The sequence below is a fragment of the Streptomyces doebereineriae genome (assembly GCF_031845645.1).
Lineage (GTDB): Bacteria > Actinomycetota > Actinomycetes > Streptomycetales > Streptomycetaceae > Streptomyces > Streptomyces canus.
In genome coordinates, this window is record NZ_JAVREZ010000002.1 from 515,397 (window position 1) to 541,435 (window position 26,039).

Below are 26,039 nucleotides of genomic sequence, written 5' to 3' on the forward strand. Positions count from 1 at the left end.
CTATACGCCGATGTCACTCCCGTCCCTGCGCCACACGGCCACGACCGCCGGCCGCACGATCTTCCCCGGCCCGTCGGGCCAGGTGCTCGCCGGCTTCTCCACCGTCGCCCCGCTGATCTCCCCCGGGTGCTGCACCGCCACCAGCACCCGCCGGTCCTGCACCAGCGGGCCGCAGGTCTCGGCTCCCGTGGGCACGGTCAGGAACTGCTTGAGCTCACCCCGCCTCTCCCCCCTCGTGGCGACGCCGAACAGCCCGTCGTGCGACCCCAGCTGGTTCCCGTCCGTGGAGATCCACAGGTTCCCGTGGGGATCGAAGGCCACGTTGTCCGGGCAGGAGATGGGGCTCACGGCCTCCTTCGGGAAGCCCGCGAAGTAGGTGGCCGGGTCCTCCGGGTCCCCGGCGACGAGGAAGAGGGTCCAGGCGAACTTCGTGCTGTCGGCCCGGTTCCACCGCTCGGTGAGCTCGAGGATGTGCCCGTGCTTGTTGGCGTTGCGGGGGTTGGCCTCGTCGGCGGGGGCGTTCGTGCCGACACCGCGGTTGGTGTTGTTGGTGAGCGCGACGTACACCTTGCCGGAGTGCGGGTTCGGCTCGATGTCCTCGGGCCGGTCCATCTTGGTCGCCCCGACCTTGTCGCCGGCGAGCCGGGTGAAGACGCACACCTCGTCGGCGGTCATCCCCTCGACATGCGACACGTCCCCCTTCGCCGTGGCGGTGACCAGCGCGATCCACTCCCCGCCGCCGTCGAACTCGCCGTCGGCGGGAAGCTTCCCGGTCCCGTCGATCTCGAGGGCGGGGGAGTCACCGGTGAGGCGGGCGACGTACAGGGTCCCCTCGTCGAGCAGGGAGAGGTTGTGCTCCCGCACGGCCCTGCCGCTGCCGTGCTTCATCCGCTTGCTGCCGACGAACTTGTAGAAGTAGTCGAACCGCTCGTCGTCCCCGGAGTACACGACCGGCCGCCCGTCGTGCGTGAGCCGCACGGTCGCGCCCTCGTGCTTGAACCGGCCGAGCGCGGTGTGCTTGCGGGGCGCGGAGGAGGGGTCGTAGGGGTCGAGCTCGACGACGTACCCGAAGCGGTGCACCTCGTTGGGCTCCTGGGCGACGTCGAACCGCTTGTCGAACCGCTCCCACTTGCGCTCGCTGGCGCCCGTCCCGATCCCGTAGCGCTTGTCCGTGGCCCGGCCGGCGTTGGCGAAGTACTGGTTGAAGTTCTCCTCGCCGTGGAGGGTGGTGCCCCAGGGGGTGGTGCCGCCGGAGCAGTTGTTGAGCGTGCCGAGGACCTTCCGGCCCGTGGGGTCGGCGGAGGTCTTCAGCAGGTCGGACCCGGCGGCGGGCCCGGTCAGCCGGAACCCGGTGGTGGCGGTGACGCGCCGGTTGAGGTGGTGCCGGGGTACGACGGTGAGCGCGCCGTTCTTCTTGTTCTCCTCCACGACCACGGCGGACAGCCCGTGCGCGGCCCAGGCGATCTCGACCTGCTCACGGGTGGGGTCGGCGGCGTCGTAGCCACGGAACATGAGCACTTCGTCGGTGTACTCGTGGTTGGCGACGAGTACCTGCCGGCCGCGTTCGCCCGGGAGGGGCAGCAGCGCGAGGAAGTCGTTGTTGTACCCGAACTGGCCGGCCTGGGCGGCGGCGGTCTGCCGGTCCGCGTCGAAGGCGGGGGCGCCGCGCAGGATGGGCTCGCCCCAGCGGAGGACGACGTTCTGGGAGTAGCCGGCCGGGACGGTCACGGTGTCGGCGGTGTTGGGCGCGACGGGGGTGAACCGGAGCCCGCGGGCTGCCTTGCCCTTGGGCCTGGGCTTGGCCGTGGCCTGCTGGGCGGCGGCTTCGGCCGACGGGGCCGTGACGACGGTGCCCGCGGTGCCGGCCGCGGCGGCGACCGTCACGACGGCGGCGGCACGCATCATCGAGCGGCGGCTGAGGGCGGTGGCGATGACGTCGCCGACGTACGGGTTGGAGGAGGTGTTGGGCGCCGGGTGGAAACAGGCGTCACCACACCGGAAACGACAGGTCAGGGCGGACCGACCATGGACGGTGTTGATCAACGGCAGCTGTACGCGCACTTTTGCTCTCCCCTTGCTTCCCCTTGAAGCTCGCGTGACGGACGGTAGGTGTGCGTCCGTGCGAGAGCAGGGCGAGGCGGTGAACGGGGAATGAACCCGGGGTGGACGTAGCGGAGTTGACGTCCCGCGCGGGTGAAGTCCGGAAGTAGGTCTTGACGCCCGGAGCCCCGGGCACCTGCCCCTGCCGAAGATCGCCATCCGGGGCCGCTAACCTTACGTGTCCGTCCTGGCCAGGGATTGACGGGCTACAACTCATGCGAAGGGTTGCGCACATGGGCATTCTCACTCTCCTGCGGAACGCGTTCGGCGGCCGATCACGCAAGGGCGCTGCCACCGAGGCAGAGGGTGCGGAGACGACTCCTTCGCAGGAGACGGCACCGAAGGTCCCCTCTCCGGCACCCGAGCCGACGCCTGCGAAGGCGGCTACGGTCCCCGAACCCCGTACCTCCACCCTCTCCACCTCCTCCGAGCACGAACTGGTCGCAGCGGCCTTCGACAAGGCGGCGGCCTCCAAGCCGACGCCTTCGGCGGAGACTCCGGCGACGAAGAACGCGGAGATCCCGACCCAGCCGGTCCCGGCCGAGGCGGCGCCTGAGACGCCGGTGGCCGAGGAATCGGCGCCGGAGAAGCCGGAGGCTGAGTCCGCGGCAACCGCGGAGGCGCCCGCCGAGGAGCCGGTGGCGGAGGAAGCGGCCGTACAGCAGACCGCTGCCGAAGAGCCGGCGACCGAGGAACCCGCCGCTGATGAGCCGGTGGCTGAGGAAGCGGCGGTAGAAGAGCCGGCCCCGGTCGTGGTGGCGGAAGAGAAGCCGCTGGTGGCGGAGGCCGCACCGGAACCGGTCGTCGAGCCCGAGCCGGAAGCCGCCCCAGAACCCGCGGCGACGCCCACGGCAGAGGCCGTCCCCGAGCCGAAGCCCGAACCGGCGGCCGAGGTCACCCCCGACTCCGCCGTCGAGCCCGAGCCGGATTCCGTCCAGGAGCCCGAGCCCGTCGCCGCCGAGGCGGCCCAGCCGGTCGCCGAGGTCACGCCCGAGCCCGAGCAGCCTTCCGACTCGGCGCCCGAGACCGTCGTAGAACCGGAGCCGCAGCCGACCGCCGAGGTCACCCCGGAGCAGGAACCGGAACCGGCCGTCACCGCGGCAGCGGACGACGCACTCGCGGCCGCCGACGGCGAGACCAGCACGGGTGGGGACGACCTCGCCGTACCCCCCACCCTCCGCACCGCCTACACCGCCGCCGCCACCGCCCTCACCACCCACAGCCTCACCGGCACCACCGCCACGACCTACCTCGTCCTCGACCGCTCGGCGAGCATGCGTCCGTACTACAAGGACGGCTCCGCCCAGGCGCTCGGTGAGCAGACCCTCGCCCTCGCCGCCCACCTGGACCCCGAGTCCAAGGTCCACGTCGTCTTCTTCTCCACCGAACTCGACGGCACCGGCGAGATCACCCTCACCGACCACGAGAACAAGATCGACGACCTCCACGCGGGCCTCGGCCGCATGGGCCGTACCAGCTACCACGCGGCCGTCGAGGAAGTCCTCGCGCACCACACCAAGAACTCCCCCGACACCCCCGCCCTGGTCGTCTTCCAGACCGACGGCGCCCCGGACGCGAAGACCCCCGCCACCCAGGCCCTCACCGAGGCGGCGAAGACCCACCCCGCCGTCTTCTTCTCCTTCGTCGCCTTCGGCGACCCGGAGAACAAGGCCTTCGACTACCTCCGCAAGCTCAAGCTCCCCAACACGTCCCACTTCCTCGCGGGCGCAACCCCGAAGGAACTCACGGACGCGGAGATCTACGAGGGCATCCTGGCGAACTGGCGCCCGTAACCCTCGAAGATCACCACAGCTCACCACCGGGCCGCCCCCTTCCCACCTCGTAAACGGGAAGCGGGCGGCCCACCCATGTCGGATACGATTTCAAGACTCGCGAAGCGACTCACCCGCACGACCAACCTGGGAGCAGCCCCCGATGGCTCGACACCTCATCACCAGCGCCCTTCCGTACATCAACGGGATCAAGCACCTGGGCAACATGGTGGGGTCCATGCTCCCGGCGGACGTCTACTCCCGTTACCTGCGCCAGCGCGGCCACGAGGTCCTCTACATCTGCGCGACGGACGAGCACGGCACCCCGGCGGAGCTGGCCGCGAAGGAGCAGGGCCTGCCGGTCGACGAGTTCTGCGCGCAGGCGCACGACGCCCAGAAGGCGGTCTACGACGGCTTCGCGCTGGCCTTCGACTACTTCGGCCGCAGCTCCAGCGAGCAGAACGTCGAGATCACCCAGCACTTCGCCCGCCGCCTGAACGAGAACGGCTTCATCGAAGAGCGCGCGATCCGTCAGGTCTACTCGCCCACCGACGGCCGTTTCCTCCCGGACCGCTATGTCGAGGGCACCTGCCCGCACTGCGGTTACGACAAGGCCCGCGGCGACCAGTGCGAGAACTGCACGCGCGTCCTGGACCCGACCGACCTGATCAACCCGCGCTCGGCGATCTCCGGCTCCACCGACCTCGAGGTCCGGGAGACCAAGCACCTCTTCCTGCTCCAGTCGAAGCTGCAGCACGAGGTCGAGGAGTGGGTGGCCGCGCACGAGGAGGAGTGGCCGCAGCTCGCCGCCTCCATCGCCCGCAAGTGGCTCAACGAGGGCCTGCACGACCGCGCGATCACCCGTGACCTGGACTGGGGCGTCCCCGTCCCGTCCGACACGTGGCCGGAGCTGGCGGCGGAGGGCAAGGTCTTCTACGTCTGGTTCGACGCCCCGATCGAGTACATCGGCGCGACGAAGGAGTGGGCGGACCTGGATCCGGAGAACCGCGACTGGAAGTCGTGGTGGTACGACGTCGACACCGACGTCCGCTACACCGAGTTCATGGCGAAGGACAACGTCCCCTTCCACACGGTGATGTTCCCGGCCACCGAGCTCGGTGTACGCGAGCCGTGGAAGAAGGTCGACTACGTCAAGGCCTTCAACTGGCTGACGTACTACGGCGGGAAGTTCTCCACGTCCCAGAAGCGGGGCGTCTTCACCGACCAGGCCCTGGACATCCTCCCGGCGGACTACTGGCGGTACTTCCTGATCGCCAACGCCCCCGAGTCGGACGACTCGTCCTTCACGTGGGAGCACTTCACGGCGACGGTGAACAAGGACCTGGCCGACACCCTCGGTAACTTCGTCAACCGCGTCCTGTCCTTCTCGAAGAAGCGCTTCGGCGAGGAGGTCCCGGCGGGCGGCGAGCCGGGCGAGGCCGAGGCGAAGCTGGGCGAGGAGATCGCCCGCCTCCTCGCGGAGTACGAGTCCCAGATGGAGGCGCTCCAGTTCCGCAAGGCCGCGGCGGCACTGCGCGCCCTGTGGTCGGCGGGCAACTCCTACCTGGAGGAGAAGGCTCCCTGGCTGGAGATCAAGACGGACAAGGACGGCGCGGCACTGACCCTGCGCACGGCGATGAACCTGATCCACCTGTACGCGGTGGTCTCGGAGCCGTTCATCCCCGCGACCTCGGCCGCCATGCGCCAGGCCTTCGCCCTCAAGGACGACACGGCCACCTGGGTCACTGCCGACGAGGCCCGTACCCTTACCGCCCTCACCCCCGGCATCCCCTTCACGGTCCCCCCGGTCCTCTTCGCCAAGCTGACCGACGAGGACCTGGAGACGTACAAGGAGCGCTTCGGCGGCTCCCCGGAGTAGTCCCGGAGCAGTCCCCGAGCAGTCCGGATACCGACCCGGGCATCGCCGTGTCCGCGCCAAGCCGTATGGTTTGCGCCATGGCAGTGCCCGGGGTCATTCCTGTCGCGTACGAGCCGAAGCACCGCACCGAGACGATCGGGCGGTATGCGGAGGGTCAGTTCCTGGCGTCGATCACATATGCCTTCCCTGAGGGGTTCCACCTCGAGGAGGGCTGGGAAGAGCAGAAGCGCCTCTACGCGGTCCTGCACACCTTCGACACCGAGGGCAATTACCGCGACTCGGACATCTGGTGCGCCGGCACATGGGCGGAACAGCAACGCGACCCGAGCGGTGACGCCTCCCCGCTGACCCGCGCCCAGGTCCACCGCGGGTCCCTGCTGCGCAGCCTCCCCCGCCGTTCCTACACGGACATCGCGATCCGTCCCTTCAGCATCACCCACGAGGGCGTCCGCTTCGGTCTGGTGATCCGCGAGGACGAGGGCGAGCAATGGGCAGAGCTCTACCCGGACCGCCTCGCCTTCGCGGAACCCTGGGACGGGACCTACGACACCTGAGCTAGGAGAGCACCCCGGCCCCCGTCGTCGTGGCCAGCGACATCGGCAGGTTCTTCACCAGGGATGCCGACGACTCCAGGCCCGAGGTCAGAGTCGGGGTCCAGTTCACGCTCGTCTTCAGGTCCTTCGAGGACGCGGCGTTGTAGGCGGCGACCAGGTCCGTCGCCGAGCCGTTGACCAGGTTGCCGGAGCCCGCGATCGCGCCCGTGCCGTCGCCGCTCAGGAGCTTCGACACCTTCACCGTGGAGGGGACCTTCCAGTAGTTGTCCGCGGCGACGACCTGGGCCTTGGCGCGTGAGTTGATGCTGTACTGCAGCGCGTAGCCGTTCAGGGTCGTGACGTCGTAGTAGTTGTTGTAGATGTGGATCTGGCCGACGCGGGCCAGCGGGGCGCGCTGGACGATGCCCTTCCAGACGTTGTGGTGGATGGAGACGCGCAGCTTGCCCGCGGGCTCGCTGTCACTGCTGCCGATCAGCATCGTCTTGTCGTGGTTGGTGAACTGGTTGCGGGAGACGGTCACCAGGTCCGAGCTCTTGGTGATGTCCAGCGCCCCGTCGTGGATCTGGTACTCGCGGCCGTAGTACTTCGGGTTCGCGGAGTCCAGGTGCGGTGCGTCCGTGAACGTGTTGTGGTCCGCCCACACATGGGTCGCGCCCCGCAGCGTCACCGAGTCGTAGTTCGAGTTCCAGTTGCCGCTGTCGCCGTCCGTCGGGTCCCACTGCGGGAAGCAGTCCTCGGTGGCGGCGAAGGTGAGGTTGCGGACGACGACGTTGTCCACGTTCTGGATCTGGAGCATGCCGCCGGAGATACCGGCCTTGGTGCCCGGCTCCCCCACGATCGTGGTGTTCGCGGGCACCTTGAAGACGATGTTCGTGGCCTGCTTCTTCTGCGCGGCCACGCGCGCGGTCTCCTGCGTGCCCGAGGGCAGCTTCGAGCGGCCGTAGGTGGCGGGGTCGTACGCCTTCAGGTACGACGTCAGCGCATAGCCGGTGCCCGACGCGTAGTCGGCGCAGGTCAGCTTCTTGCCGGCGGCGTCCGTGTTGGCGTCGATCGTGCCCTTGACCTTGATGATCCGCGGGGTGGTGTCGGTCGCCGACCCCAGCGCCTTCACCAGCTGTGCCCGGGTGGAGACGGTGAAGGTGTGCGCGGAGTCGGCCTTCGTGCCGCCGGTGGTGCCCGTGCCGGAGGACGCCCAGCCGTCCTTCGCGGCGAGCGTCTGGTGGTACAGATCCACGGCCTGGGCGTTCGCGTTCATCACGACGGCACCGGCACCGACGCCCGCGGCGACCACGGCGGCTAAGACGACCAGGGTGCGGCGGGTACGGAGAGAGCGGCGGTGAGAGGCAGAGGCCACGGGGATTCCTTACGTGCGGGGGTGGGACATGTGCGTTTCGTGGAGCACCTGTGAAGGGCGCTTCCGTCCTCAAGTAGCCGCCGGGCTCAAGGGGGTTGCCGCGACCGGGAGAAATTTCTGAGCCCCGGCCCCGCCCGGCGTGTCCGGCCTTGACGCTGGTAGCGTCCGATCACTTGTGCGAGGGCAGGGGCCCTCGCGGGGAGGGAAACCCACATGGGCAGATACGCCCTGCCGCGCCGCCGTCTGGCCGTCGCGATCTCCTCGGTGGCACTGGCCCTGTCGGGCGGCGCCGTGCTTCCGGCGACGACGGCCGTGGCGGCCCCGGCCGTCCCGTGGACCTCGGCCACGGCCGTCACAGGTGCCGATACCGACACCTACGTCAAGGACCTCGTGACCACCGCCGACGGGTCCGCCGTCGCGGTGTGGAACCAGTTCGCGGACACGGACAGCACCGAGCGCAAGCTGTACGCCGCCGTCCGCCCCGCCGACAGTGACACCTGGGGCACACCGGCCCTGCTCACCACCACCCCGGACGAGGCAGGCGGCGTCGAGCTGCACGCCTCCGCCGACGGCACGGTCACCGCGCTGTGGACGGAGTACCCGGACGAGACCTCGCCCGGCGCCGGGCCCTTCGACAGCCGGGTCGTCAGCTCCGTGCTCACCGCCGACCACTCGGCCTGGTCCACGCCGGTCGAGCTCGTCGGTACCGACACGGCCTGGGGCGACGGCGGCATCGACCTCGCGGAGGCTCCCGACGGCACGCTCACCGCGGTCTGGAGCGTGCGCACCGACTCCGGCGGCGCTCCGTGGGAGGTGTACGCCGCCACCCGCGCCACCGACGGCACCTGGTCGGCGCCCGCCCAGCTCAGCGACACGGTTGCGGACGGCGCCGACAGCGCCCACGCCCCGAGCGTCGCCGTCACCTCCGACGGCACCGTCGTCGTCGTGTGGAAGCAGACCGACGGCCCGTCCGCCTCGGTACGCACGGTCTCCCGCGCGCCCGGCGCCACCACGTGGACCGCGCCCGCCGCCGCGACTCCGAGCTACCAGTCGATCAGCGACCCCGAGGTCAGCGCGGCCGACGACGGCACCCTGACCCTGGCCTGGGACGGCAGCGACGAGTCCGAGCAGCAGACCATCCTCACCACCGCCCGCTCCACCGACGGCACCTGGACCGCGCCCGAGGCCGTGACCGGCACCGAAAACCTCGCGGGCACCCCACAGCCGCTCATCGCACCCGACGGTGACGTCACCCTCGTCTGGGTCGACTACACCACGACGTTCGGCACCCGCACCGCCACCCGTGATGCCGCCACCGGCACCTGGTCGGCCGTGCAGACGCTGTCCACGTCGTATGTGTCCGAAGCCTGGGACACCGCCATCGCCGACGACGGCACCGTGCACGCCCTGTGGCCCCAGACCGTCGGCGGCAACGTCGCACTGGTGGAGTCCGTGCGCAGCGGCGGTCGGTGGAGCAGCCCGGCAGCGCTGCCGGGCTCGTCGTTCGCCAACGTCCTCGGCCAGGTCAGCGTCGGTGAGGACGGAAGCGCCAGTGCCGTCTGGTCAGGCTCCACGAGCGACTCCTCGAACTGGCACCTGTTCGGCAGCCGTACCGCCTGGCCCGCGCTCGCCGTCAGCGGTTCCAGCGTCCCGGCGACCGCCCCGCTCAAGGGCACCACCACCGCGAGCAACGCCTGGGCGCCCACCTGGACACTGAGCCGGCCCACCTCGTCCTGGTCCGTGACCCTCACCGACACGGCCGGCCGGACCGTCCGCACCCTCACCGGCTCGACGACCGGCCTGTCCGTCACCGCGAGCTGGAACGGCCGTACGACATCGGGGAGTTACGCCTCGAACGGCCCCCTGACCTGGACGCTGCGAGCCACCCAGGACGGCGCGGCTTCGGCCGTACAGCTCGTCTCCGGCACGGTCGCCGTCACCGGCGGCGCGGCCGTCGCCCGTGACTTCGGCGGCGCCTCGGCCACCCCGGACGGCACGGGCGACCTCCTCACCCTCAACTCCTCGGGCGCGCTCACCTTCCAGCTGGGCAAGGCATCCACGGGAGCCTTTTCGGCCAAGGTCAGCGGCAGCGGCTGGCCGACCTCGGTCAAGGCGGTCCCGTTCGGCGACTTGAGCGGAGACCGCTGCAACGACGTCCTGGTCCGGCTGAGCAGCGGCGCTCTGCGGCTGTACAAGCCCGGCTGCGGGTCCGCGGTCAAGCCGTCGACGTCGTACACCTCGCTCGGCACCAGCGGCTGGAACCAGTACGACGTCCTGACCTCGCCCGGTGACATCAGCGGCGACGGCCGGCCCGACCTGATCGCCCGCAACTCCGCCACCGGGACGGTCTATCTGTACAAGGGCACCAGCACCGGCAAGCTCTCCGCGCGGGTGAAGCTCTACGACAACTGGAAGGGCTACAAGAAGGTCGTCGGCGTCGGCGACCTGAACGGCGACGGCATCGGTGACCTGCTGGCGCAGGACAAGGCGAACAACCTGTACCGCTACGACGGCACCGGCCAGGGCACCTTCAAGGCCCGGGTGAAGGTGTTCACCAACTGGGGCGGCTCCTACAACGTGATCGTCGGCGTCGGTGACATCACAGGAGACGGCAAGGCCGACCTCGTCTCCCGCGACACCGGCGGCGCCGTGTGGCGCAACAGTGGTGACGGCAAGGGGTCGTTCGGGGCGCGGGTGAAGATCGCGACCGGCTTCAGCGGCTACAAGTTCCTTTCGTAGACGGGGAGTTCGCCGGAGGTGAAACAACCGAAGGCGCCCGGGGCTTCACCGTCCCGGGCGCCTTCGTGCGTGGTCGCGGAGTTACCTCAGTTGTTGTCGTTCGTCGCGTCCGGGTCGACGCCCATCGTGAGGGAGCCGATGACGCCCTTGGCGATGTTCTTCTTGTTGTACTTCAGCTTGAGCAGGCCGCCGGTGGTGCCGCTCTGGTCGTAGATCGTGTCCTGGGTGAGCGTGGTGCGCTCGGTGGTGCTGGTGGAGTACGGCTCGACCTCGGCGGAGGCCAGCACGGACTCCTCGTCGAAGAAGAACTGGCCGGTGTGGCAGGTGTTGCCGCCCTCGTAACCGGCGTCCGTCCACTCGCCGTTGACGTGCACCTTGGTGTGAATGTGCACACAACGGCCCCGGTACCAGCCCGGGAAGATGGTCCTGAAGGTGACCTGGCCGTGCTTGTCCGTCTTCCAGGTGCCGCGCAGATAGCGCTCGTCGTCGGTGGGCTCCTGGTGGACGCCGCCACCGGTGCCACCGGTCGGCGCGCCCGACGGCGGCTCACCCGTGGGCGTACCGCTCGGCGTGCCCGAGGGCGCGTCGGTCGGGGCGGTGCCGCCGCCGGTCGACGAGGACTCGTAGCCCGAGTAGATGCCGAGCGCGTCGCAGTGCCAGATGTCGACGGCGGCGTCGGCGATCGGCTTGCAGGTCTCGGAGTCGATCACCTTGAGCCTGAGGGTGAGGGGGATGCCCTCCTTGTCCTCGGTGATGTCCTGGCGGAGCTTGTCGGCGTCGATGTAGTACGGCCCCTCGGTCGTCTCCGAGGTGAGTTTGTAGCAGGCCTCCGACGCGGTGGAACTGCTGCTCGCGGCGGCGCTCGTGCTCGTCTCGCCCGCGAACGCACCCGACGCGGCGAGGGTGCCGCCCGCACCCACCGCCACGGCCGCGCCCGCTCCGGCGACGACGACCTTGCGCCGCGTCAGGTCCTTCTTGTGTTTCGGCTGGTTTCCCGTCATGAAAGGCGAAGTTAGGTAAGAAGCCTGTCCTCAGCGTGGGAGCGGACTGTGGCTTGCTGTGGGCTCGTTCAGGACTGCGCCGGCCCGGGCGCCCCGCAGGTACTTCGCCGCGATCACCGCGAGCAGCGAGGCCGCCGTCAGGATGTAGAGGCCGCCGTTGGTGCTGCCGGTCGTGTCCTTGAGATAGCCGAAGAGGAACGGGGAGACGAAACCGCCCAAATTGCCGATGGAGTTGACGAGGGCCAGGCCCGGTGCGGCGATCCTCAGGTCGAGCCCGGACTGGGCCATCGGCCAGAAGAGGGTGGCCGCGCACTTCGATCCGACGCCGGCGAGGGTGATCGCCGCGAGGCCGAACCAGGGGCTGCCAAGGGTGGCGAGATAGGTGCCGATCGCGGACAGGACCAGGGTGATGGCGAGGTAGGGGCGGCGATCCGGGGCGCGGTCGGTGAAACGGCTCATGGAGTACATGGCGATCATGGAGCAGACCGCGGGGATCGCCGACAGGACGCCGACCTCGAAGGAGGACAGTCCGCCGATCTCCTCGATCAGGCTGGGCAGCCAGAAGGTGATCGCGTAGCCGGTGAGGGTCATGGCGAAGAAGGCACCGGTCAGCAGCAGGACCTGCGGGTGGACCAGCAGCTTGAGCCGGGACACCTTCGACGCGCGACTGCGGGCCTGCTGGTCCTCGGTGACCGCGGCCCGCAGCGCCGCCTTCTCATCGGCGTCGAGCCAGCGCGCGTCCTCGATCCGGGAGACCAGGAAGAAACCGGCGACGATACCGACGAGCACCGAGAAGGTGCCTTCCAGGCCGAACATCCAGCGCCATCCGGCGATCCCGCCCGCCCCGTGCAGTTCCAGCAGGGCGCCGGTGATCGGGCCGGTCACGATGCCGGCGGCGGCCGAACCACCCAGGAAGATCGCGGTGGCCCGGCCGCGGCTGGCGTCGGGCAGCCACTGGGTGATGTAGAGCATCGCGCCGGGGAAGAAGCCCGCCTCCGCGACACCGAGCAGGAAGCGCAGGACGTAGAACATCGTGACGTTGTGGATGAAGCACATGGCCACGATCACCAGACCCCAGGTGATCATGATGCGGGTCAGCCAGACCCGGGCGCCGAATCGTTCCAGCAGCATGTTGCTGGGCACCTCGAACAAGGCGTACCCGATGAAGAAGAGCCCCGCCCCGAAGCCGTACGCCGTGGCGCTCACCCCGACGTCCGCCTGGAGGTCCTCCTGGATGAAGCCCACATTGGTGCGGTCCAGGTTGTTGACCAGCAGCATCAGGACCAGCAGCGGCATCATGCGGCGCAGGAACTTGGCTACGGCACGACTCTCCGCCTCGGGGACGAGCGGCTCTGACATCGTTGTCTCCCTTGCTGTTCATATACATGACCACGCGTCACGTACCTGAGCCCGGAGGACGATACGGAGGACGATCGTCCGGGTCAATGGGCTGACGCATGGCCATATATGTGAACTTGGTGAAGGAGATCTACGACCCGTCGTTCGTTTCCTCCGGGTCCACGCCGACCGTGATCGACGCACGGACGCCCTTCCCGACGCCGTCCTTGCGGTACTTCAGCCGCAGCAGACCACCCGTGACGCCGCCGCCGTCATAGATCGTGTCCTCGTCGAGCGTGGTGCGCTCGGCGGTGTTGGACGCGTACGGCTCCAGTTCGGCCGAGGCGAGAACCGACTCCTCGTCGAAGAAGAACTGGCCGGTGTGGCAGGTGTGCCCGCCCTCGTAACCGGCGTCCGTCCACTCGCCGTCCACATGCACCTTGGTGTGGATGTGCACACAACGGCCCCGGTACCAGCCCGGGAAGACCGTCCTGAAGGTGACCTGGCCGTGCTTGTCGGTCCGCCAGGTGCCCCGCAGATAGCGGGTGTCGTCGGTGGGCTCCTGATGGCCGCCCGGGGGAGGGCCGGTGGGAATGCCGGTGGGGGTGCCGGTCGGGGTCCCCGTGGGTGCGTCGGTGGGCGTTCCGGTGGGAGCCGGACCGCCCCCGCCGCCGTTGCCCATGTCCTCGTACCCGGAGTAGACGCCCACCGCGTCGCAGTGCCAGATGTCCACGGCCGCGTTCCGGATCGGTCTGCACGTCTCGGAGTCGATCACCTTGATGTCGAGGAGGAGCGGGATCCCCTCCTTGTCCTCGGTGACATCCCTGCGGATCTTGTCGGCGTCGATGTAGTAGGGACCCTCGACGGTCTCCGAGGTGAGCTTGTAGCAGGCCTCGGCCTCGCTCTCCGCGCTCTTCTCCTGCGCGAAGGCGTTCACCGCACCCGCGGCTCCCAGGCCCACCGCCGCGACCGTGCCGGCACCCACCGCGACGACCTTGCGGCGGGTCAACTGCCCTGTGCTGTCGGTTTCTTGAGTGTCCGTCATGACCAAGGACCGTAGAACCCGGATTCCTGGCAGGAACATCGGAAAGAGCTGTGAAAAGCGAAGTGGCTCGGAACCGACGTCGGTTCCGAGCCACTTACGGCTGCAAAGCCCTACTTCGGCTGCGGCTTGCGCACCGACAGGTGCAGTTCCCGCAGCCGGGCCTCCTCCAGCTCCGTCGGCGCGCCCATCATCAGGTCCTGGGCGTTGCCGTTGAGCGGGAAGGAGATGGTCTCGCGGATGTTCGGCTCGTCCGCGAGGAGCATCACGATGCGGTCGACACCCGGGGCGATACCGCCGTGCGGCGGGGCACCGAAGCGGAACGCGCGCAGCATGCCGGCGAACTTCTCCTCGACGGTCTCACGGTCGTAGCCCGCGATCTCGAACGCCTTCAGCATGATCTCGGGCTCGTGGTTCCGGATCGCGCCGGAGGACAGCTCGACGCCGTTGCAGACGATGTCGTACTGCCAGCCCAGGATGTCCAGCGGGTCCTGGGTCTCCAGGGCCTCAAGACCGCCCTGCGGCATGGAGAACGGGTTGTGCGAGAAGTCGATCGCGCCGGTCTCCTCGTCCTTCTCGTACATCGGGAAGTCGACGATCCAGCAGAACCGGAACACGCCCTCCTCGAAGTGCCCGGCACGCTTGGCGGCCTCGACCCGCACCGCGCCCATGATCTTCGAGACCTCGTCGAACTCGCCCGCGCCGAAGAACACCGCGTGACCGGCGGCCAGCGACAGCCGCTTGGTCAGCTCGGCGACGTTCTCCTCGGTGAGGAACTTCGCGATCGGTCCGGTCAGCGAGCCGTCCTCGGCGACGCGGACCCAGGCCAGACCCTTGGCGCCCTGGGAAACGGCGTAGTCACCGAGCTGGTCGAAGAACTTCCGCGGCTGCGCGGAGACGTCCGGCACCGCCAGCGCCCGCACGTGCTTGCCGGCGAAGGCCTTGAACTCCGAGCCCTCGAAGACGTCGGTGATGTCGACGAGCTCCAGCTGGGCGCGCAGGTCCGGCTTGTCGGAGCCGTACTTCAGCATCGCCTCGCGGAACGGGATCCGCGGGAAGGGAGAAGTGACGTGACGGCCGTTGCCGAACTCCTCGAACAGCTCGGTCATGAGCTTCTCGATCGGCTGGAAGACGTCCTCCTGCTCGACGAAGCTCATCTCGACGTCGAGCTGGTAGAACTCGCCCGGCGAGCGGTCCGCGCGCGCGTCCTCGTCACGGAAACAGGGCGCGATCTGGAAGTAGCGGTCGAAGCCGGAGATCATCAGCAGCTGCTTGAACTGCTGCGGCGCCTGGGGGAGCGCGTAGAACTTGCCCGGGTTCAGCCGGGAGGGGACCACGAAGTCGCGGGCGCCCTCGGGGGAGGTCGCCGACAGGATCGGGGTCGCCATCTCGTTGAAGCCCAGCGCCGTCATCTTGTGACGGATCGCGGAGATCACCGCCGTACGCAGCATGATGTTCTTGTGCATGCGCTCGCGGCGCAGGTCGAGGAAGCGGTACTCCAGGCGCCGTTCCTCGTTGACCCCGTCCTCGGTGTTGATCGTGAACGGCAACGGGGCGGCCGCGCCGAGCAGCTCCACCTCGCCGACCTCGACCTCGATCTCACCGGTGGGCAGGTCCGCGTTGACGTTCTCGGTACCGCGGGAGACGACCTTGCCGTCGACGCGGACCGTGGACTCCTTGGTCAGCTTGTCGAGGGCCTCGTACGCGGGCGTGCCCGGCCGGGCGACCAACTGCGTGATGCCGTAGTGATCGCGCAGATCGATGAAGAGGATGCCGCCCAGGTCGCGCCGATTGTGCAGCCAGCCACTCAGTCGGACGTCGGTGCCGACGTCAGAGGAGCGGAGCTCGCCGCAGGTGTGGGACCTGTACCGATGCATCGTCGTTCATCCAGCCTTCGCGGATCGGGGTCTGTTTCACGTGAAACTCCCCCAAGCCTACCGGGGCCCCCAGGACCGCCTCTCACCATTACGACTTGGCCAACAGTGGCACTCCGGGAACTCCTGTTCTTAAAGTGGGGCAATGCGCACTGGTGAGCCCCTGCCCGCCGTGGGGGACGTCCTCACCGCCCTCGCGACCGGCCTGTGGCACTGGGACACCGCCACCGAGCTGGTCACGGTCGACTCCGAGGCAGCCCGGCTGCTCGAGCTGCCCGCCGAGCGGACCACCCTCACAGAGGCCCAGGCCCGGGCCCGTCTCCACCCGGTCGACTGGAACGAGATCATCAGCGTCGTCGGGCTCGCCGTCGCCGAGGACACGCTCGCCGAGGTCCGCATCAGGATCATGGACGAGCGGGGCCGGGTGATCCGTACCGTGCGCAGCCGCTCCAAGCCGTCGTACGACGCGGACAAGAAGTCGTTCCAGCTGATCGGCACCCTCCAGGAGGTCACCGAGCCGGTGCCCGGCACCCCCGCCGGACGCACCGCGGTCACCGGCGACTGGCGGCGCTCCCGCGAGGCCTTCCTGCTGGACGCCGGCCGCGCCCTGGCCGAGGCCCGCTCCACCGCCGAGGTGCTGCGGGTCGCCGCGGGCCTGTCCATGCCGGGCTTCAGCCCCGACGGCCTGGCCGTCTTCGGCGTCGAGGGCGACCGCCTGACGATCATCGGTCACCACGGACAGCAGCCCGGAGACGAGAACCCCTTCTCCCACATGTCCCTGGAGACGGACTACCCGGCCGCCGAGGTCGTGCGCACCGGCCGTGCCGTCTATCTCTCCAGCCCCGAGGCCTACCGCTCCCGCTATCCCGTCACCTGGCCGCTCGCCCAGCACTTCGACCGCCAGTCCTGGGCGTTCCTGCCGCTGACGGTGGCCGGCCGCACGATGGGCGCATGGATGGCGGGCTTCGCCTACCCGGTCGCCTTCACACCGGACGAGCGCTCGGTCCTCACGACGGTGGCCCGGATGCTGGCCCAGGCCCTGTCCCGCGCGGGCCTCGCCGAGTCGGAGCGCGAGCTGACCGACGGCCTCCAGCGCTCGATGCTCCCCACGCTCGGCCCCGAGATACCGGGCATGACCGTCGCCGCCCGCTATGTCCCCACCGGCGGCGGCCTCCAGGTCGGCGGCGACTGGTACGACATGATCCCGCTTCCCAACGGCAGGTTCGCCCTGGTCATCGGGGACGTCCAGGGCCATGACGTGCGGGCGGCGGGCCTCATGGGCCAGCTCCGGATCGCCCTGCGCGCCTACGCCGCCGAGGGCCACCGCCCCGACGCCGTCCTCTCCCGCGCCTCACGCTTCCTGAACGGCATGACGTACGGCGTCGACGCCCCCTCCGACACGCGCTTCGCGACCTGCCTGTACGTCGAGGCCGATCCGGTGACCGGCGTCCTGGAGGTGGCGCGGGCCGGGCATCCCGACCCGGCGATCCGCATGGCCGACGGCACGGTCCTGGCCCGTCACACCGAAGGCGGCCTCCCGCTGGGCATCGACCCGGACGCCGACTACCCCACGACCCGGATCGTCCTGGAGCCCGGCGAGACGCTCATGCTCTGCACCGACGGACTGATCGAGACCGGCGGCCACGACTTCGAAACCGGCTGGAAGCGCATCCGCGCCATCCTGGAGAGCCACGACGGCGGCCTGGAGGAACTCGCCGACGCCCTGGTCCAGGCCGTCCACGGCCCCTCCTCCCACCACACCACCGGCCCCCTCGCCGACCGCCGCGAGGACGACATCGCGGTCCTGCTGCTGTGCCGGCAGTCAGAGGGCTGCGGCTGCGGGGACACGGCCCTCGCGGCGCCGACCGTCCGCCGCACGATGCTCTCCGTGGCCCAGGCGGAACCGGAACGCGTCGGGGTGGCCCGCCGGCAACTGCGCGAACTGCTGCACGACTGGCCCTCGGCCGACCAGGTCGACTCGGCGGTCCTGCTGCTGTCCGAGATGCTGACCAACGTCCTGGTCCACACCGACGCGGACGCGCTGCTGCTCGCCGAGGTCCGCGGCGAGGCGGGCGACCGGCGGATGCGCGTCGAGGTCACCGACACCAGCGACGACCTCCCGCACAAGCGCCGCCCCGGCGAACTGGCCTCCTCGGGCCGCGGCCTGATGCTGATCGAACTGCTCGCAGACCTGTGGGGGGTGGACCCCCAGGGCGAGGGCAAGAGCATCTGGTTCGAGCTGTACGAGTCCTCTGGGGATGCCTCCGAGTAGCGCTCCCGCGGCTCATGCACGACACCGAAGGCGTCGGCCCCCGCGACAGCGACCGAATCGATACTTCTTTCGCCATATCGGGTGAACGATCTTCCTTCGGACATCAGTTGCAAGCGCCGGTGCCTAGTTTCCGGTGCGGAGGTGATGCTCGATGGACGAGCAGAACAGCACGGAACAGGGAAATGACGCGATCGACATCAACGACTTCGTGTTCGCGGCGACGGGCGCGCGAGTGCGGAGGCTGACGATGCCGGATGGGACGCACTGGTTCCCGGCGGTGGACGTGTGCAAAGAGCTGGGGTACATCACTACCCGAAAGGCACTGCTGGACCACGTTCCCGAACAACACCGAGAATTTCTCGAGAGTGTGACTGGAAGGCACACTCTCAGCATTCCCGCAGGTCGGGAGTGGCGACGAGACATGAACCTGGTGGATCTCCAGGGTCTGATCCGGTTGGTCAACGGCTGCACGAAGCCCGCCTCCCGGCACTTCAAGGAGTGGGTCTCGGAGGTCATCGCCACCATCCAGCGCGACGGCTCCTACGCCCTGGAACCGGCGGCCGTCCAGCCCGCCCCCGCCGGTTGCACGGCCTACGTCATGCCGCAGCAGATCACCGATGCCCTCGTCGCACTCGAACAGCGGAGCATCCGGACGGACGAGCTGCTGCGGCAGATCAACAACAGCCAGACCGCCATCGTCGAGGTGCTGCGGGACATCGCCCAGACCCTCCGCCACCCCACCGACCGCGCCCGGCCCGTCCAGGCACCGGAGTTGACGCCCGAGCAACTCCTGATCAACTGGAAGACCAGGAACCTCGTGGTCACCGAGGACATCCACAGGGTGGCTGCCCACTTGGCCCCGGCCCTACTGCACGGCGGAGCCGACTACAGCATGGAGGAGATCGCCGTCTGCACAGGGCTGACACCCGACCGCGTCCGCGATGCCCTGGAGTTGCTGTCCGAGCACGGGTGCGTACGGCAAGTGGGCCGCGCTCCGGACGGCGCACCGTTCTACGTGCTGCCGTAGCCCCTCAGCACCCACACAGAGCAGGCCCGAAGCCGCAATCCAAGCTTGCGGCTTCGGGCCTTGTCGTACCGTACTCGTCCTCGCAGCCCCTACAGGCCACCCTCGGACATCCCGTGCACGGCGGGGATCGTCCCCAGCCGTCCCTTCTGGAAGTCGTCGAACGCCTGCTGCAGCTCATCGCGGGTGTTCATGACGAACGGACCGTAGTGCACCATCGGTTCACGGATCGGCTGTCCGCCCAGGAGTACGACCTCCATGTCCGGCGTGTTGGAGTCCTGCTTCTCGTCCGCGCGGACCGTCAGGGAGCCGCCGGCTCCGAAGACCGCCGTCTGGCCCAGGTGGATCGGCCTGCGCTCAGCACCCACCGAACCGCGGCCCGCCAGCACGTACGCCAATCCGTTGAAGTCCTCACGCCACGGGAGTGTGAGTTCGGCGCCGGGTGCCACCGTCGCATGGATCATCGTGATCGGGGTGTGGGTGATACCGGGGCCCTGGTGACCGTCCAGCTCACCCGCGATGACACGGAGGAGCGCGCCACCGTCGGGGGTCGACAGGAGTTGCACATGGCCACCCCGGATGTCCTGGTACCGCGGCGCCATCATCTTGTCCTTGGCCGGCAGGTTCACCCACAGCTGGAGGCCGTGGAAGAGACCGCCGGACATGACGAGCGCCTCCGGCGGAGCCTCGATGTGGAGGAGACCCGAACCGGCCGTCATCCACTGGGTGTCGCCGTTGGTGATGGTGCCGCCACCACCGTTGGAGTCCTGGTGGTCGAAGATCCCGTCGATGATGTAGGTGACGGTCTCGAAGCCGCGGTGCGGATGCCAGGGGGTCCCCTTCGGCTCTCCCGGCGCGTAGTCCACCTCGCCCATCTGGTCCATCATGATGAACGGATCGAGGTGCCGGTAATGGATCCCGGCGAACGCCCGTCGTACCGGGAAGCCCTCGCCCTCGAAGCCACTCGGCGCCGTCGTCACGCCGAGGACGGGACGGGCCACCGCGTCCGCCGTCGCGGCCACGCGAGGCAGGGTCAGCGGGTTGTCGACAGTCACTGCAGGCATGTCGGTACCTCCTTGTGGTTCGAGTTTAGTTGAGCGTTGAACTTTCTGCCACCTCTAACGGCAGAAGCCCGGAGGACATTCCCTCCAGGCTTCTCCGAGACCCGCACCCCCTGAAGAGGTCAGGCGGCGAGTTCCGGTTCCCGATCAGCCGTCTTCTGCGGTGTCCGGCGGTCGTCCCGCATCACCAGCGTCGCCAGCAATGCCGCCGCCAGGACGCCGATCGCGCTGACCGTGAAGGTCATGGACATGGAGTCGGTGAAGGCCTCGCGGGCCGCCGCCACCAATCCCGGATCCTTAAGGGCCACCGCCCCGGCTATCGAGTGCCTCGCCTGCTCAGGCGTCCCCTCGGGCATCCGGCCCGCGAAGCCGCTCGACAGGAGCGAACCCAGGATCGCGATGCCCAGCGCCGTGCCGGCCTGCTGGACGGTGTCGTTCAGGGCCGAGCCGACACCCGCTTTGTCCTCGGGGATGGTACCCATCAGGGCCGCCACCGCGGCCGGCATCGCCAGACCCGCGCCGAGCCCGAGCAGCCCGAGCGCGACTGCCGGAACGGTGAAGCCGGAGTCCGCCGTGACCGTGGTCAGCAGGGCGAAGCAGGCCGCCATCACCAGCATGCCCGCGAGGATCACCCACCGGTTGCCGTACTTCGCGGCGAGCTTCACGCCCATGCCGTTGCCCAGCAGGGCCGTGACCGCCAGCGGCAGGAAGGCCAGGCCCGCCTTGACCGGTGAGTAGCCGAGCACGAACTGGAGGTACTGGGTGAGGACCAGCAGCAGACCGCCGTTGCCTGTCTGGACCAGGGCCAGCGAGAGCGAACCGCCGCTGAAGTCGCGGTGCTTGAAGAGGACCAGCGGGACCATGGGGGACTTCGTGACGTTCTCCCAGATGACGAAGCCGGCGAGGGACACGAGGGCCACGGGCAGGGCGGCCGTCCACACCCCGTGCTGCGGGAGCTCGATGATCCACCAGACCAGGGCGGTCATCCCGGCCGCCGACAGCACGGCGCCCAGCGGGTCGGCCTTCTGCCAGGGCGCCTTCGACTCCGGCATCAGCGTCAGACCGGCGACGATCGCCAGGGCCACGACCGGCACGTTCAGGTAGAAGATGGACTGCCAGGAGAAGTGGTCGATCAGGACGCCGCCGAGTACCGGGCTGCCGACCAGACCCAGCATCGCCACCGAACTCCAGGCCGCCATCGCCCTGCCCCGCTCGTCCTCGTCGAAGACGGTGATGAGGATCGAGAGCGTGGACGGCATGATCAGGGCGCCGCCGATGCCCATCGCGACGCGTACGGCTATCACTTCGCCGGGGGTGGTGCACCAGGTCGCGGCCAGTGAGGCGGCCCCGAAGAGCAGGAGCCCGATCAGCATCACCTTCCGGCGGCCGAACCGGTCGCCCAGGCTGCCGGAGGTGAGCAGGAGGCCGGCGAAGACCAGGATGTAGGAGTCCAGGATCCATTGGGTGTCCTGGGCACTCGCCCCGATCTCCTCGGTCATCACCGGCACCGCCACGGTCAGCGCCATGCTGTCGACGACCAGTACCAGGCTGCTGAGGCAGAGCACGATCAGGATCCACCAGCGGCGTGGATTGCGGGCTTCCAAGGCGTCGTCCATGACAGTTCCCCTCCGGCTTCGTGAACACCGTTCCTCGCTGCGAACACTGTACGCACAACGGAACGCCGTACGCAAGCATCGATTGATGTACGCTCTATGCGAACGACGTACGCAGCAGGTCGGGCCGCGGAAGAAGGAGTACCGATGACGACGAAGCCGAGCCCCATCCCCTCCGTCTGGGCCCGCCCCCAGCGCGAGTCCGACCAGCCGGTGCTCAGCCGTGCCGCGATCGTGCGCGAGGCGATCGTCATGCTGGACGCGGAGGGCGTCGAGGCGCTGAGCATGCGCAAGCTCGCCACTCGGTTGAACGCCGGCGCGGCCTCGCTCTACCGGCACGTGGCCACGAAGGACGAGCTGATGGAGCTGGCGGTGGACGAGGTCGCCGCGGAGATCCATGTCCCGTCGGCGGACGGTCCCGAGTGGCGCGCGGCCGTCACGGAGGCGGCCCGGTCCTTCCGTACGACGGCTCTGCGGCACCCATGGCTGCCCCCGGTGCTCGGCCAGGCGGGCCTCGCCTATCTCGGCCCCAACCTCATGTCCTACTCGGAGCGGCTGGCGGCTCTGTTCACGGCCGCCGGATTCCCCGATCCCGGTACGGCGATCGACGCGGTGCTGTCGTACGTGATCGGCATGAGCACCACGGAGGCCGCCTGGCTCACCACGGTCGCCCGCTCCGGTGACTCCGAGTCGGGCCTGATCGCCCGTCTCCTGCCCGCAGTGCAACAGGCGACGGCCCCGCACAGCCATCTGTCCCAGGGCTACGCCGAGACGGAGGAGGCGGCGACCACGGACCCGGCGGCGATGAGGGACGCGAAATTCGAGGCCGCCCTGGACATCGTCCTGGACGGCCTGTCACTGCGCCTTGAAACACCGGGCTCCTGAGCCCCCCCCCGGCGCCTGAACCCGCGGGGCGGTGAGCGCGTTACCCGTACATGCGCCGCATCGCGAACTCGACCATCTGTTCCACGGCCTTCGCGTCGAAGACGATCCGGTGCTCGCCCTCCATGTCGAGGACGAACCCGTATCCGGTCGGCAGCAGGTCGAGGACCTCGGCGCCGGTGATCACGAAGTACTTGGACTCCTTGCCCGCGTACCGCCGCAGCTCCTTGAGGGTGGTGAACATGGGGATCACCGGCTGCTGGGTGTTGTGCAGGGCGAGGAATCCGGGGTTGTCGCCGCGCGGGCAGTAGACCTTGGACGTGGCGAAGACCTGCTGGAAGTCCTCGGCCGACATCTGCCCGGTGGTGAAGGCGCGCACCGCGTCCGCGAGGGAGGGCGGGGACGGCTCGGGGTACAGCGGCGGCTGCTGGCCGTACCCGCCCACACCGCCCGCCATGGGCTGCTGCGGCGGGACGCCGTACTGCTGCTGGGCACCAGCGCTCTGGTCGTAGCCGTACATGGGCGTAAGAGTACCGAGGGGGTGGGCGCGGCGGGCGGCTACCGGCAGCCGGAAACCGACAGCGACCCGACAGCCGCCGGCCCTGGGCTTGTGGCGTCCCCCGCTCGTAGCGTCGATCCATGCGCCGACATCACGACGACGAGGTCCATGAGGACGAGATCCACGAGCACGACAGAGGGCTCTCCCACGACCTTCCCGTGCTCGCCCGCCGCCGGATGATCCGGCTCATGGCGGGGGTGGGGGCGGGTCTGGTGCCCCTGGTGGGCTGCACCGCCGACGACACCTCTTCTTCTGCGGCCGCCGACTCGCCCTCTGCGTCCTCGGCGAGCGCCGCGGGTTCCGCCGAGTGCGCCACCGTCCCCGAGGAGACCGCCGGGCCCTACCCCGGCGACGGTTCGAACGGCGTGAACGTGCTGAAGGAGAGCGGGGTGGTCCGCGGCGACATCACCAGGAGTTTCGGCGACTCCGCGGGCGGCACCGCCGAGGGCGTCCCCCTGACCTTCACGCTCACGGTCGTGGACGCCGCCTCCGGCTGCGGGACCCCGAAGCGGGGCGCGGCCGTCTATGTGTGGCACTGCGACCGCGAGGGCGGTTATTCGCTGTACACCGAGGGTGTCGCCGACGAGAACTACCTGCGTGGCGTCCAGGAGACCGACGAGCGGGGACAGGTCACCTTCACCAGCGTCTTCCCCGGCTGCTACACCGGCCGTTGGCCGCACATCCACTTCGAGGTCTACGGCAGCCTCGCGGACGCCACCACGGCCACCGCGATCACGAGCACCTCGCAGCTCGCGCTCCCGAAGGACGTCTGCGACACGGTGTACGCCACCGAGGGCTACGAGAGCAGCGTGGACAACCTCGGCCGGCTCTCGCTGGAGTCGGACAGCGTCTTCAGGGACGGTCACGACCAACAGCTCGCGGTGGTGAAGGGGAGCGTGGCGGAGGGGTACACCGCCACACTGACCATCGCGGTGTGAACCGTCACAGATGGCCGGATCGGGGTTGCGACTTATTACCGACGGGTAGCATCATCGTAGCTACTTGTTGGTATGTGAACTAGCGCGAGGAACGACGTGCCTCGCCGAACTCTTAACGGAGCCGTCGCCATGGGGCACTACAAGTCGAATCTGCGCGACATCGAGTTCAACCTCTTCGAAGTACTCGGGCGGGACAAGCTGTACGGCACCGGCCCGTTCGCGGAGATGGACGTCGAGACCGCGAAGAGCATCCTGGAGGAGCTGACCCGACTCTCCGAGAACGAGCTCGCGGAGTCCTTCACGGACGCCGACCGCAACCCGCCGGTCTTCGACCCGGAGACGAACACCGCCCCGGTCCCGGCGTCCTTCAAGAAGAGCTACAAGGCCTTCATGGACTCCGAGTACTGGCGGCTCGGCCTGCCCGAGGAGATCGGCGGCACGACGGCTCCGCCGTCCCTGATCTGGTCGTACGCGGAGCTGATCCTCGGCGCCAACCCGGCCGTGTGGATGTACTCCTCCGGCCCGGCGTTCGCCGGGATCCTCTTCGACGAGGGCAACGAGATCCAGAAGAAGATCGCCCAGCTCGCCGTGGAGCGGACCTGGGGTTCGACCATGGTGCTGACCGAGCCCGACGCGGGCTCCGACGTCGGCGCCGGGCGTACCAAGGCGGTCCAGCAGGAGGACGGCTCCTGGCACATCGAGGGCGTCAAGCGTTTCATCACCTCCGGTGAGCACGACATGGAGGAGAACATCCTTCACTACGTGCTCGCGCGGCCGGAAGGTGCCGGTCCCGGCACCAAGGGGCTGTCCCTCTTCCTCGTCCCGAAGTACCTGTTCGACTTCGAGACCGGCGAGCTGGGCGAGCGCAACGGCGTGTACGCGACGAACGTCGAGCACAAGATGGGCCTCAAGGCGTCCAACACCTGCGAGATGACCTTCGGCGACCGGCACCCCGCCAAGGGCTGGCTGATCGGTGACAAGCACGACGGCATCCGCCAGATGTTCCGGATCATCGAGTTCGCGCGGATGATGGTCGGCACGAAGGCCATCTCCACGCTGTCGACGGGCTACCTCAACGCGCTGGAGTACGCCAAGGAGCGCGTCCAGGGCCCGGACCTCGCGAACTTCATGGACAAGACCGCGCCCAAGGTCACCATCACCCACCACCCCGATGTGCGCCGCTCGCTGATCACGCAGAAGGCGTACGCGGAGGGCATGCGCGCGCTCGTCCTCTACACCGCCTCGATCCAGGACGCGATCGCCGTCAAGGAGGCCGCGGGCGAGGACACGAAGACCGAGCACGCGCTGAACGACCTGCTCCTGCCGATCGTCAAGGGCTACGGCTCCGAGAAGGGGTACGAGCAGCTCGCCCAGTCGCTGCAGACCTTCGGCGGCTCCGGGTTCCTCCAGGAATACCCGATCGAGCAGTACATCCGCGACGCCAAGATCGACACCCTGTACGAGGGCACCACCGCGATCCAGGGCCAGGACTTCTTCTTCCGGAAGATCGTCCGCAACCAGGGCGCGGCCCTCAACTCCCTCGCCGAGGACATCAAGAAGTTCCTGGCGCTGGGCACCGGCGGCGAGGACCTCGCGGGTGCCCGTGAGCACCTGGCCAAGGCGGCCGTCGAGCTGGAGGCCATCGTCGGCCTGATGCTGACCGACCTCGCGGCCACCGAGCAGGACGTCAAGAACATCTACAAGGTGGGCCTCAACACCAGCCGCCTGCTGCTGGCCTCCGGTGACGTCGTGGTCGGCTATCTGCTCCTCAAGGGCGCCGCGATCGCCGCCGAGAAGCTGGAGACCGCCTCCGCGAAGGCTGTGTCTTCTAAAGATGTGGCCTTCTACACCGGCAAGATCGCGGCGGCGAAGTTCTTCGCGGCCAACGTCCTGCCCGGCGTGACACTGGCCCGCAAGATCGCCGAGGGCGTCGAGCTGGACCTGATGGAGCTGGACGAGGCCGCGTTCTAGGACACACCTGTACAGCTGCACACCGTCGTCACGAGAGCCCGCTCCCATCGCCGGGAGCGGGCTCTC

General features: G+C 69.0%; 18 protein-coding genes. 9 read left to right on the plus strand and 9 right to left on the minus strand.

Features of this window, described 5'->3' with window-relative positions; all coding sequences use genetic code 11:
* Positions 1-2,061 (minus strand): PhoX family protein, encoded by a 2,061-nt coding sequence (locus tag RNB18_RS07960; protein WP_311713420.1) that lies wholly within the window; start codon positions 2,059-2,061, stop codon positions 1-3.
* Between the two features lie 272 nt (positions 2,062-2,333).
* Between RNB18_RS07960 and RNB18_RS07965 the strand changes: the two genes are divergently transcribed.
* From RNB18_RS07965 to RNB18_RS07975, 3 genes are all read left to right on the plus strand, one after another.
* Complete coding sequence (locus RNB18_RS07965) at positions 2,334-3,893, plus strand: VWA domain-containing protein (RefSeq protein ID WP_311713421.1); 1,560 nt, start codon at positions 2,334-2,336, stop codon at positions 3,891-3,893.
* Between the two features lie 142 nt (positions 3,894-4,035).
* Entirely contained in the window at positions 4,036-5,751 is a 1,716-nt protein-coding gene (metG, locus tag RNB18_RS07970) for a methionine--tRNA ligase (RefSeq protein WP_311713422.1), read from the plus strand.
* 77 nt (positions 5,752-5,828) lie between these two features.
* Complete coding sequence (locus RNB18_RS07975; protein WP_057608971.1) at positions 5,829-6,305, plus strand: hypothetical protein; 477 nt, start codon at positions 5,829-5,831, stop codon at positions 6,303-6,305.
* A 1-nt stretch (position 6,306) separates the two neighbouring features.
* Here RNB18_RS07975 and RNB18_RS07980 read toward each other — a convergent pair whose 3' ends face one another.
* Complete coding sequence (locus RNB18_RS07980; RefSeq protein WP_311713423.1) at positions 6,307-7,659, minus strand: pectate lyase family protein; 1,353 nt, start codon at positions 7,657-7,659, stop codon at positions 6,307-6,309.
* Between the two features lie 213 nt (positions 7,660-7,872).
* Between RNB18_RS07980 and RNB18_RS07985 the strand changes: the two genes are divergently transcribed.
* Positions 7,873-10,398 (plus strand): FG-GAP-like repeat-containing protein, encoded by a 2,526-nt coding sequence (locus RNB18_RS07985; RefSeq protein WP_311713424.1) that lies wholly within the window; start codon positions 7,873-7,875, stop codon positions 10,396-10,398.
* An 86-nt stretch (positions 10,399-10,484) separates the two neighbouring features.
* Here the strand turns inward: RNB18_RS07985 and RNB18_RS07990 are convergent, their stop codons facing one another.
* The 4 genes from RNB18_RS07990 to aspS all read right to left on the minus strand — a co-directional run bounded on the left by RNB18_RS07990 (position 10,485) and on the right by aspS (position 15,656).
* A complete protein-coding gene (locus RNB18_RS07990) occupies positions 10,485-11,399 on the minus strand; it encodes an intradiol ring-cleavage dioxygenase (protein ID WP_311713425.1) in 915 nt (304 codons plus the stop codon).
* A 30-nt stretch (positions 11,400-11,429) separates the two neighbouring features.
* Positions 11,430-12,758 carry an MFS transporter gene (locus RNB18_RS07995; RefSeq protein ID WP_311713426.1) on the minus strand — a complete coding sequence of 443 codons (1,329 nt, stop codon included), beginning with the start codon at positions 12,756-12,758 and terminating at the stop codon, positions 11,430-11,432.
* A 130-nt stretch (positions 12,759-12,888) separates the two neighbouring features.
* Positions 12,889-13,782 carry an intradiol ring-cleavage dioxygenase gene (locus RNB18_RS08000; protein WP_311713427.1) on the minus strand — a complete coding sequence of 298 codons (894 nt, stop codon included), beginning with the start codon at positions 13,780-13,782 and terminating at the stop codon, positions 12,889-12,891.
* A 110-nt stretch (positions 13,783-13,892) separates the two neighbouring features.
* The gene (gene aspS / locus RNB18_RS08005) at positions 13,893-15,656 is read right to left on the minus strand and encodes an aspartate--tRNA ligase (RefSeq protein WP_311713429.1); all 1,764 of its coding nucleotides are present in this window, start codon (positions 15,654-15,656) and stop codon (positions 13,893-13,895) included.
* Positions 15,657-15,798: 142 nt separating this feature from the next.
* Here aspS and RNB18_RS08010 point away from each other — a divergent pair, with 142 nt between their 5' ends.
* Together RNB18_RS08010 and RNB18_RS08015 are read left to right on the plus strand one after the other, a co-directional pair.
* A complete protein-coding gene (locus tag RNB18_RS08010; RefSeq protein ID WP_311713430.1) occupies positions 15,799-17,925 on the plus strand; it encodes an ATP-binding SpoIIE family protein phosphatase in 2,127 nt (708 codons plus the stop codon).
* Positions 17,926-18,172: 247 nt separating this feature from the next.
* Positions 18,173-18,952 (plus strand): BRO-N domain-containing protein, encoded by a 780-nt coding sequence (locus RNB18_RS08015; protein WP_311713683.1) that lies wholly within the window; start codon positions 18,173-18,175, stop codon positions 18,950-18,952.
* 89 nt (positions 18,953-19,041) lie between these two features.
* Here RNB18_RS08015 and RNB18_RS08020 read toward each other — a convergent pair whose 3' ends face one another.
* A complete protein-coding gene (locus RNB18_RS08020) occupies positions 19,042-20,013 on the minus strand; it encodes a pirin family protein (protein WP_311713431.1) in 972 nt (323 codons plus the stop codon).
* 119 nt (positions 20,014-20,132) lie between these two features.
* The gene (locus tag RNB18_RS08025) at positions 20,133-21,626 is read right to left on the minus strand and encodes an MFS transporter (protein WP_311713432.1); all 1,494 of its coding nucleotides are present in this window, start codon (positions 21,624-21,626) and stop codon (positions 20,133-20,135) included.
* 144 nt (positions 21,627-21,770) lie between these two features.
* Here RNB18_RS08025 and RNB18_RS08030 point away from each other — a divergent pair, with 144 nt between their 5' ends.
* Positions 21,771-22,508: a TetR/AcrR family transcriptional regulator C-terminal domain-containing protein gene (locus RNB18_RS08030; protein WP_311713433.1), complete on the plus strand. Its 738-nt coding sequence runs from the start codon at positions 21,771-21,773 to the stop codon at positions 22,506-22,508.
* Between the two features lie 40 nt (positions 22,509-22,548).
* Here the strand turns inward: RNB18_RS08030 and RNB18_RS08035 are convergent, their stop codons facing one another.
* Positions 22,549-23,025, minus strand: coding sequence for an SseB family protein (locus tag RNB18_RS08035; protein ID WP_057608985.1), 477 nt, complete (start codon positions 23,023-23,025; stop codon positions 22,549-22,551).
* 119 nt (positions 23,026-23,144) lie between these two features.
* On the opposite strand from RNB18_RS08035, the gene RNB18_RS08040 reads away from it, so the two are divergent.
* Positions 23,145-24,002: a dioxygenase family protein gene (locus tag RNB18_RS08040; protein WP_311713434.1), complete on the plus strand. Its 858-nt coding sequence runs from the start codon at positions 23,145-23,147 to the stop codon at positions 24,000-24,002.
* Between the two features lie 129 nt (positions 24,003-24,131).
* Complete coding sequence (locus tag RNB18_RS08045; protein ID WP_311713435.1) at positions 24,132-25,973, plus strand: acyl-CoA dehydrogenase; 1,842 nt, start codon at positions 24,132-24,134, stop codon at positions 25,971-25,973.
* Positions 25,974-26,039 lie beyond the last annotated feature (66 nt).

Excerpts from the sequence above, each read along its gene's own strand:
- RNB18_RS07985 (WP_311713424.1), top strand. The coding sequence starts at position 7,873 with ATGGGCAGATACGCCCTGCCGCGCCGCCGTCTGGCCGTCGCGATCTCC.
- RNB18_RS08035 (WP_057608985.1), bottom strand. The coding sequence starts at position 23,025 with ATGTACGGCTACGACCAGAGCGCTGGTGCCCAGCAGCAGTACGGCGTC.
- aspS (WP_311713429.1), bottom strand. The coding sequence starts at position 15,656 with ATGCATCGGTACAGGTCCCACACCTGCGGCGAGCTCCGCTCCTCTGAC.
- metG (WP_311713422.1), top strand. The coding sequence starts at position 4,036 with ATGGCTCGACACCTCATCACCAGCGCCCTTCCGTACATCAACGGGATC.
- RNB18_RS07965 (WP_311713421.1), top strand. The coding sequence starts at position 2,334 with ATGGGCATTCTCACTCTCCTGCGGAACGCGTTCGGCGGCCGATCACGC.
- RNB18_RS07995 (WP_311713426.1), bottom strand. The coding sequence starts at position 12,758 with ATGTCAGAGCCGCTCGTCCCCGAGGCGGAGAGTCGTGCCGTAGCCAAG.
- RNB18_RS08000 (WP_311713427.1), bottom strand. The coding sequence starts at position 13,782 with ATGACGGACACTCAAGAAACCGACAGCACAGGGCAGTTGACCCGCCGC.
- RNB18_RS07975 (WP_057608971.1), top strand. The coding sequence starts at position 5,829 with ATGGCAGTGCCCGGGGTCATTCCTGTCGCGTACGAGCCGAAGCACCGC.
- RNB18_RS08025 (WP_311713432.1), bottom strand. The coding sequence starts at position 21,626 with ATGGACGACGCCTTGGAAGCCCGCAATCCACGCCGCTGGTGGATCCTG.
- RNB18_RS08030 (WP_311713433.1), top strand. The coding sequence starts at position 21,771 with ATGACGACGAAGCCGAGCCCCATCCCCTCCGTCTGGGCCCGCCCCCAG.
- RNB18_RS08045 (WP_311713435.1), top strand. The coding sequence starts at position 24,132 with ATGGGGCACTACAAGTCGAATCTGCGCGACATCGAGTTCAACCTCTTC.
- RNB18_RS08020 (WP_311713431.1), bottom strand. The coding sequence starts at position 20,013 with ATGCCTGCAGTGACTGTCGACAACCCGCTGACCCTGCCTCGCGTGGCC.
- RNB18_RS08010 (WP_311713430.1), top strand. The coding sequence starts at position 15,799 with ATGCGCACTGGTGAGCCCCTGCCCGCCGTGGGGGACGTCCTCACCGCC.
- RNB18_RS07990 (WP_311713425.1), bottom strand. The coding sequence starts at position 11,399 with ATGACGGGAAACCAGCCGAAACACAAGAAGGACCTGACGCGGCGCAAG.
- RNB18_RS08015 (WP_311713683.1), top strand. The coding sequence starts at position 18,173 with ATGCCGGATGGGACGCACTGGTTCCCGGCGGTGGACGTGTGCAAAGAG.
- RNB18_RS08040 (WP_311713434.1), top strand. The coding sequence starts at position 23,145 with ATGCGCCGACATCACGACGACGAGGTCCATGAGGACGAGATCCACGAG.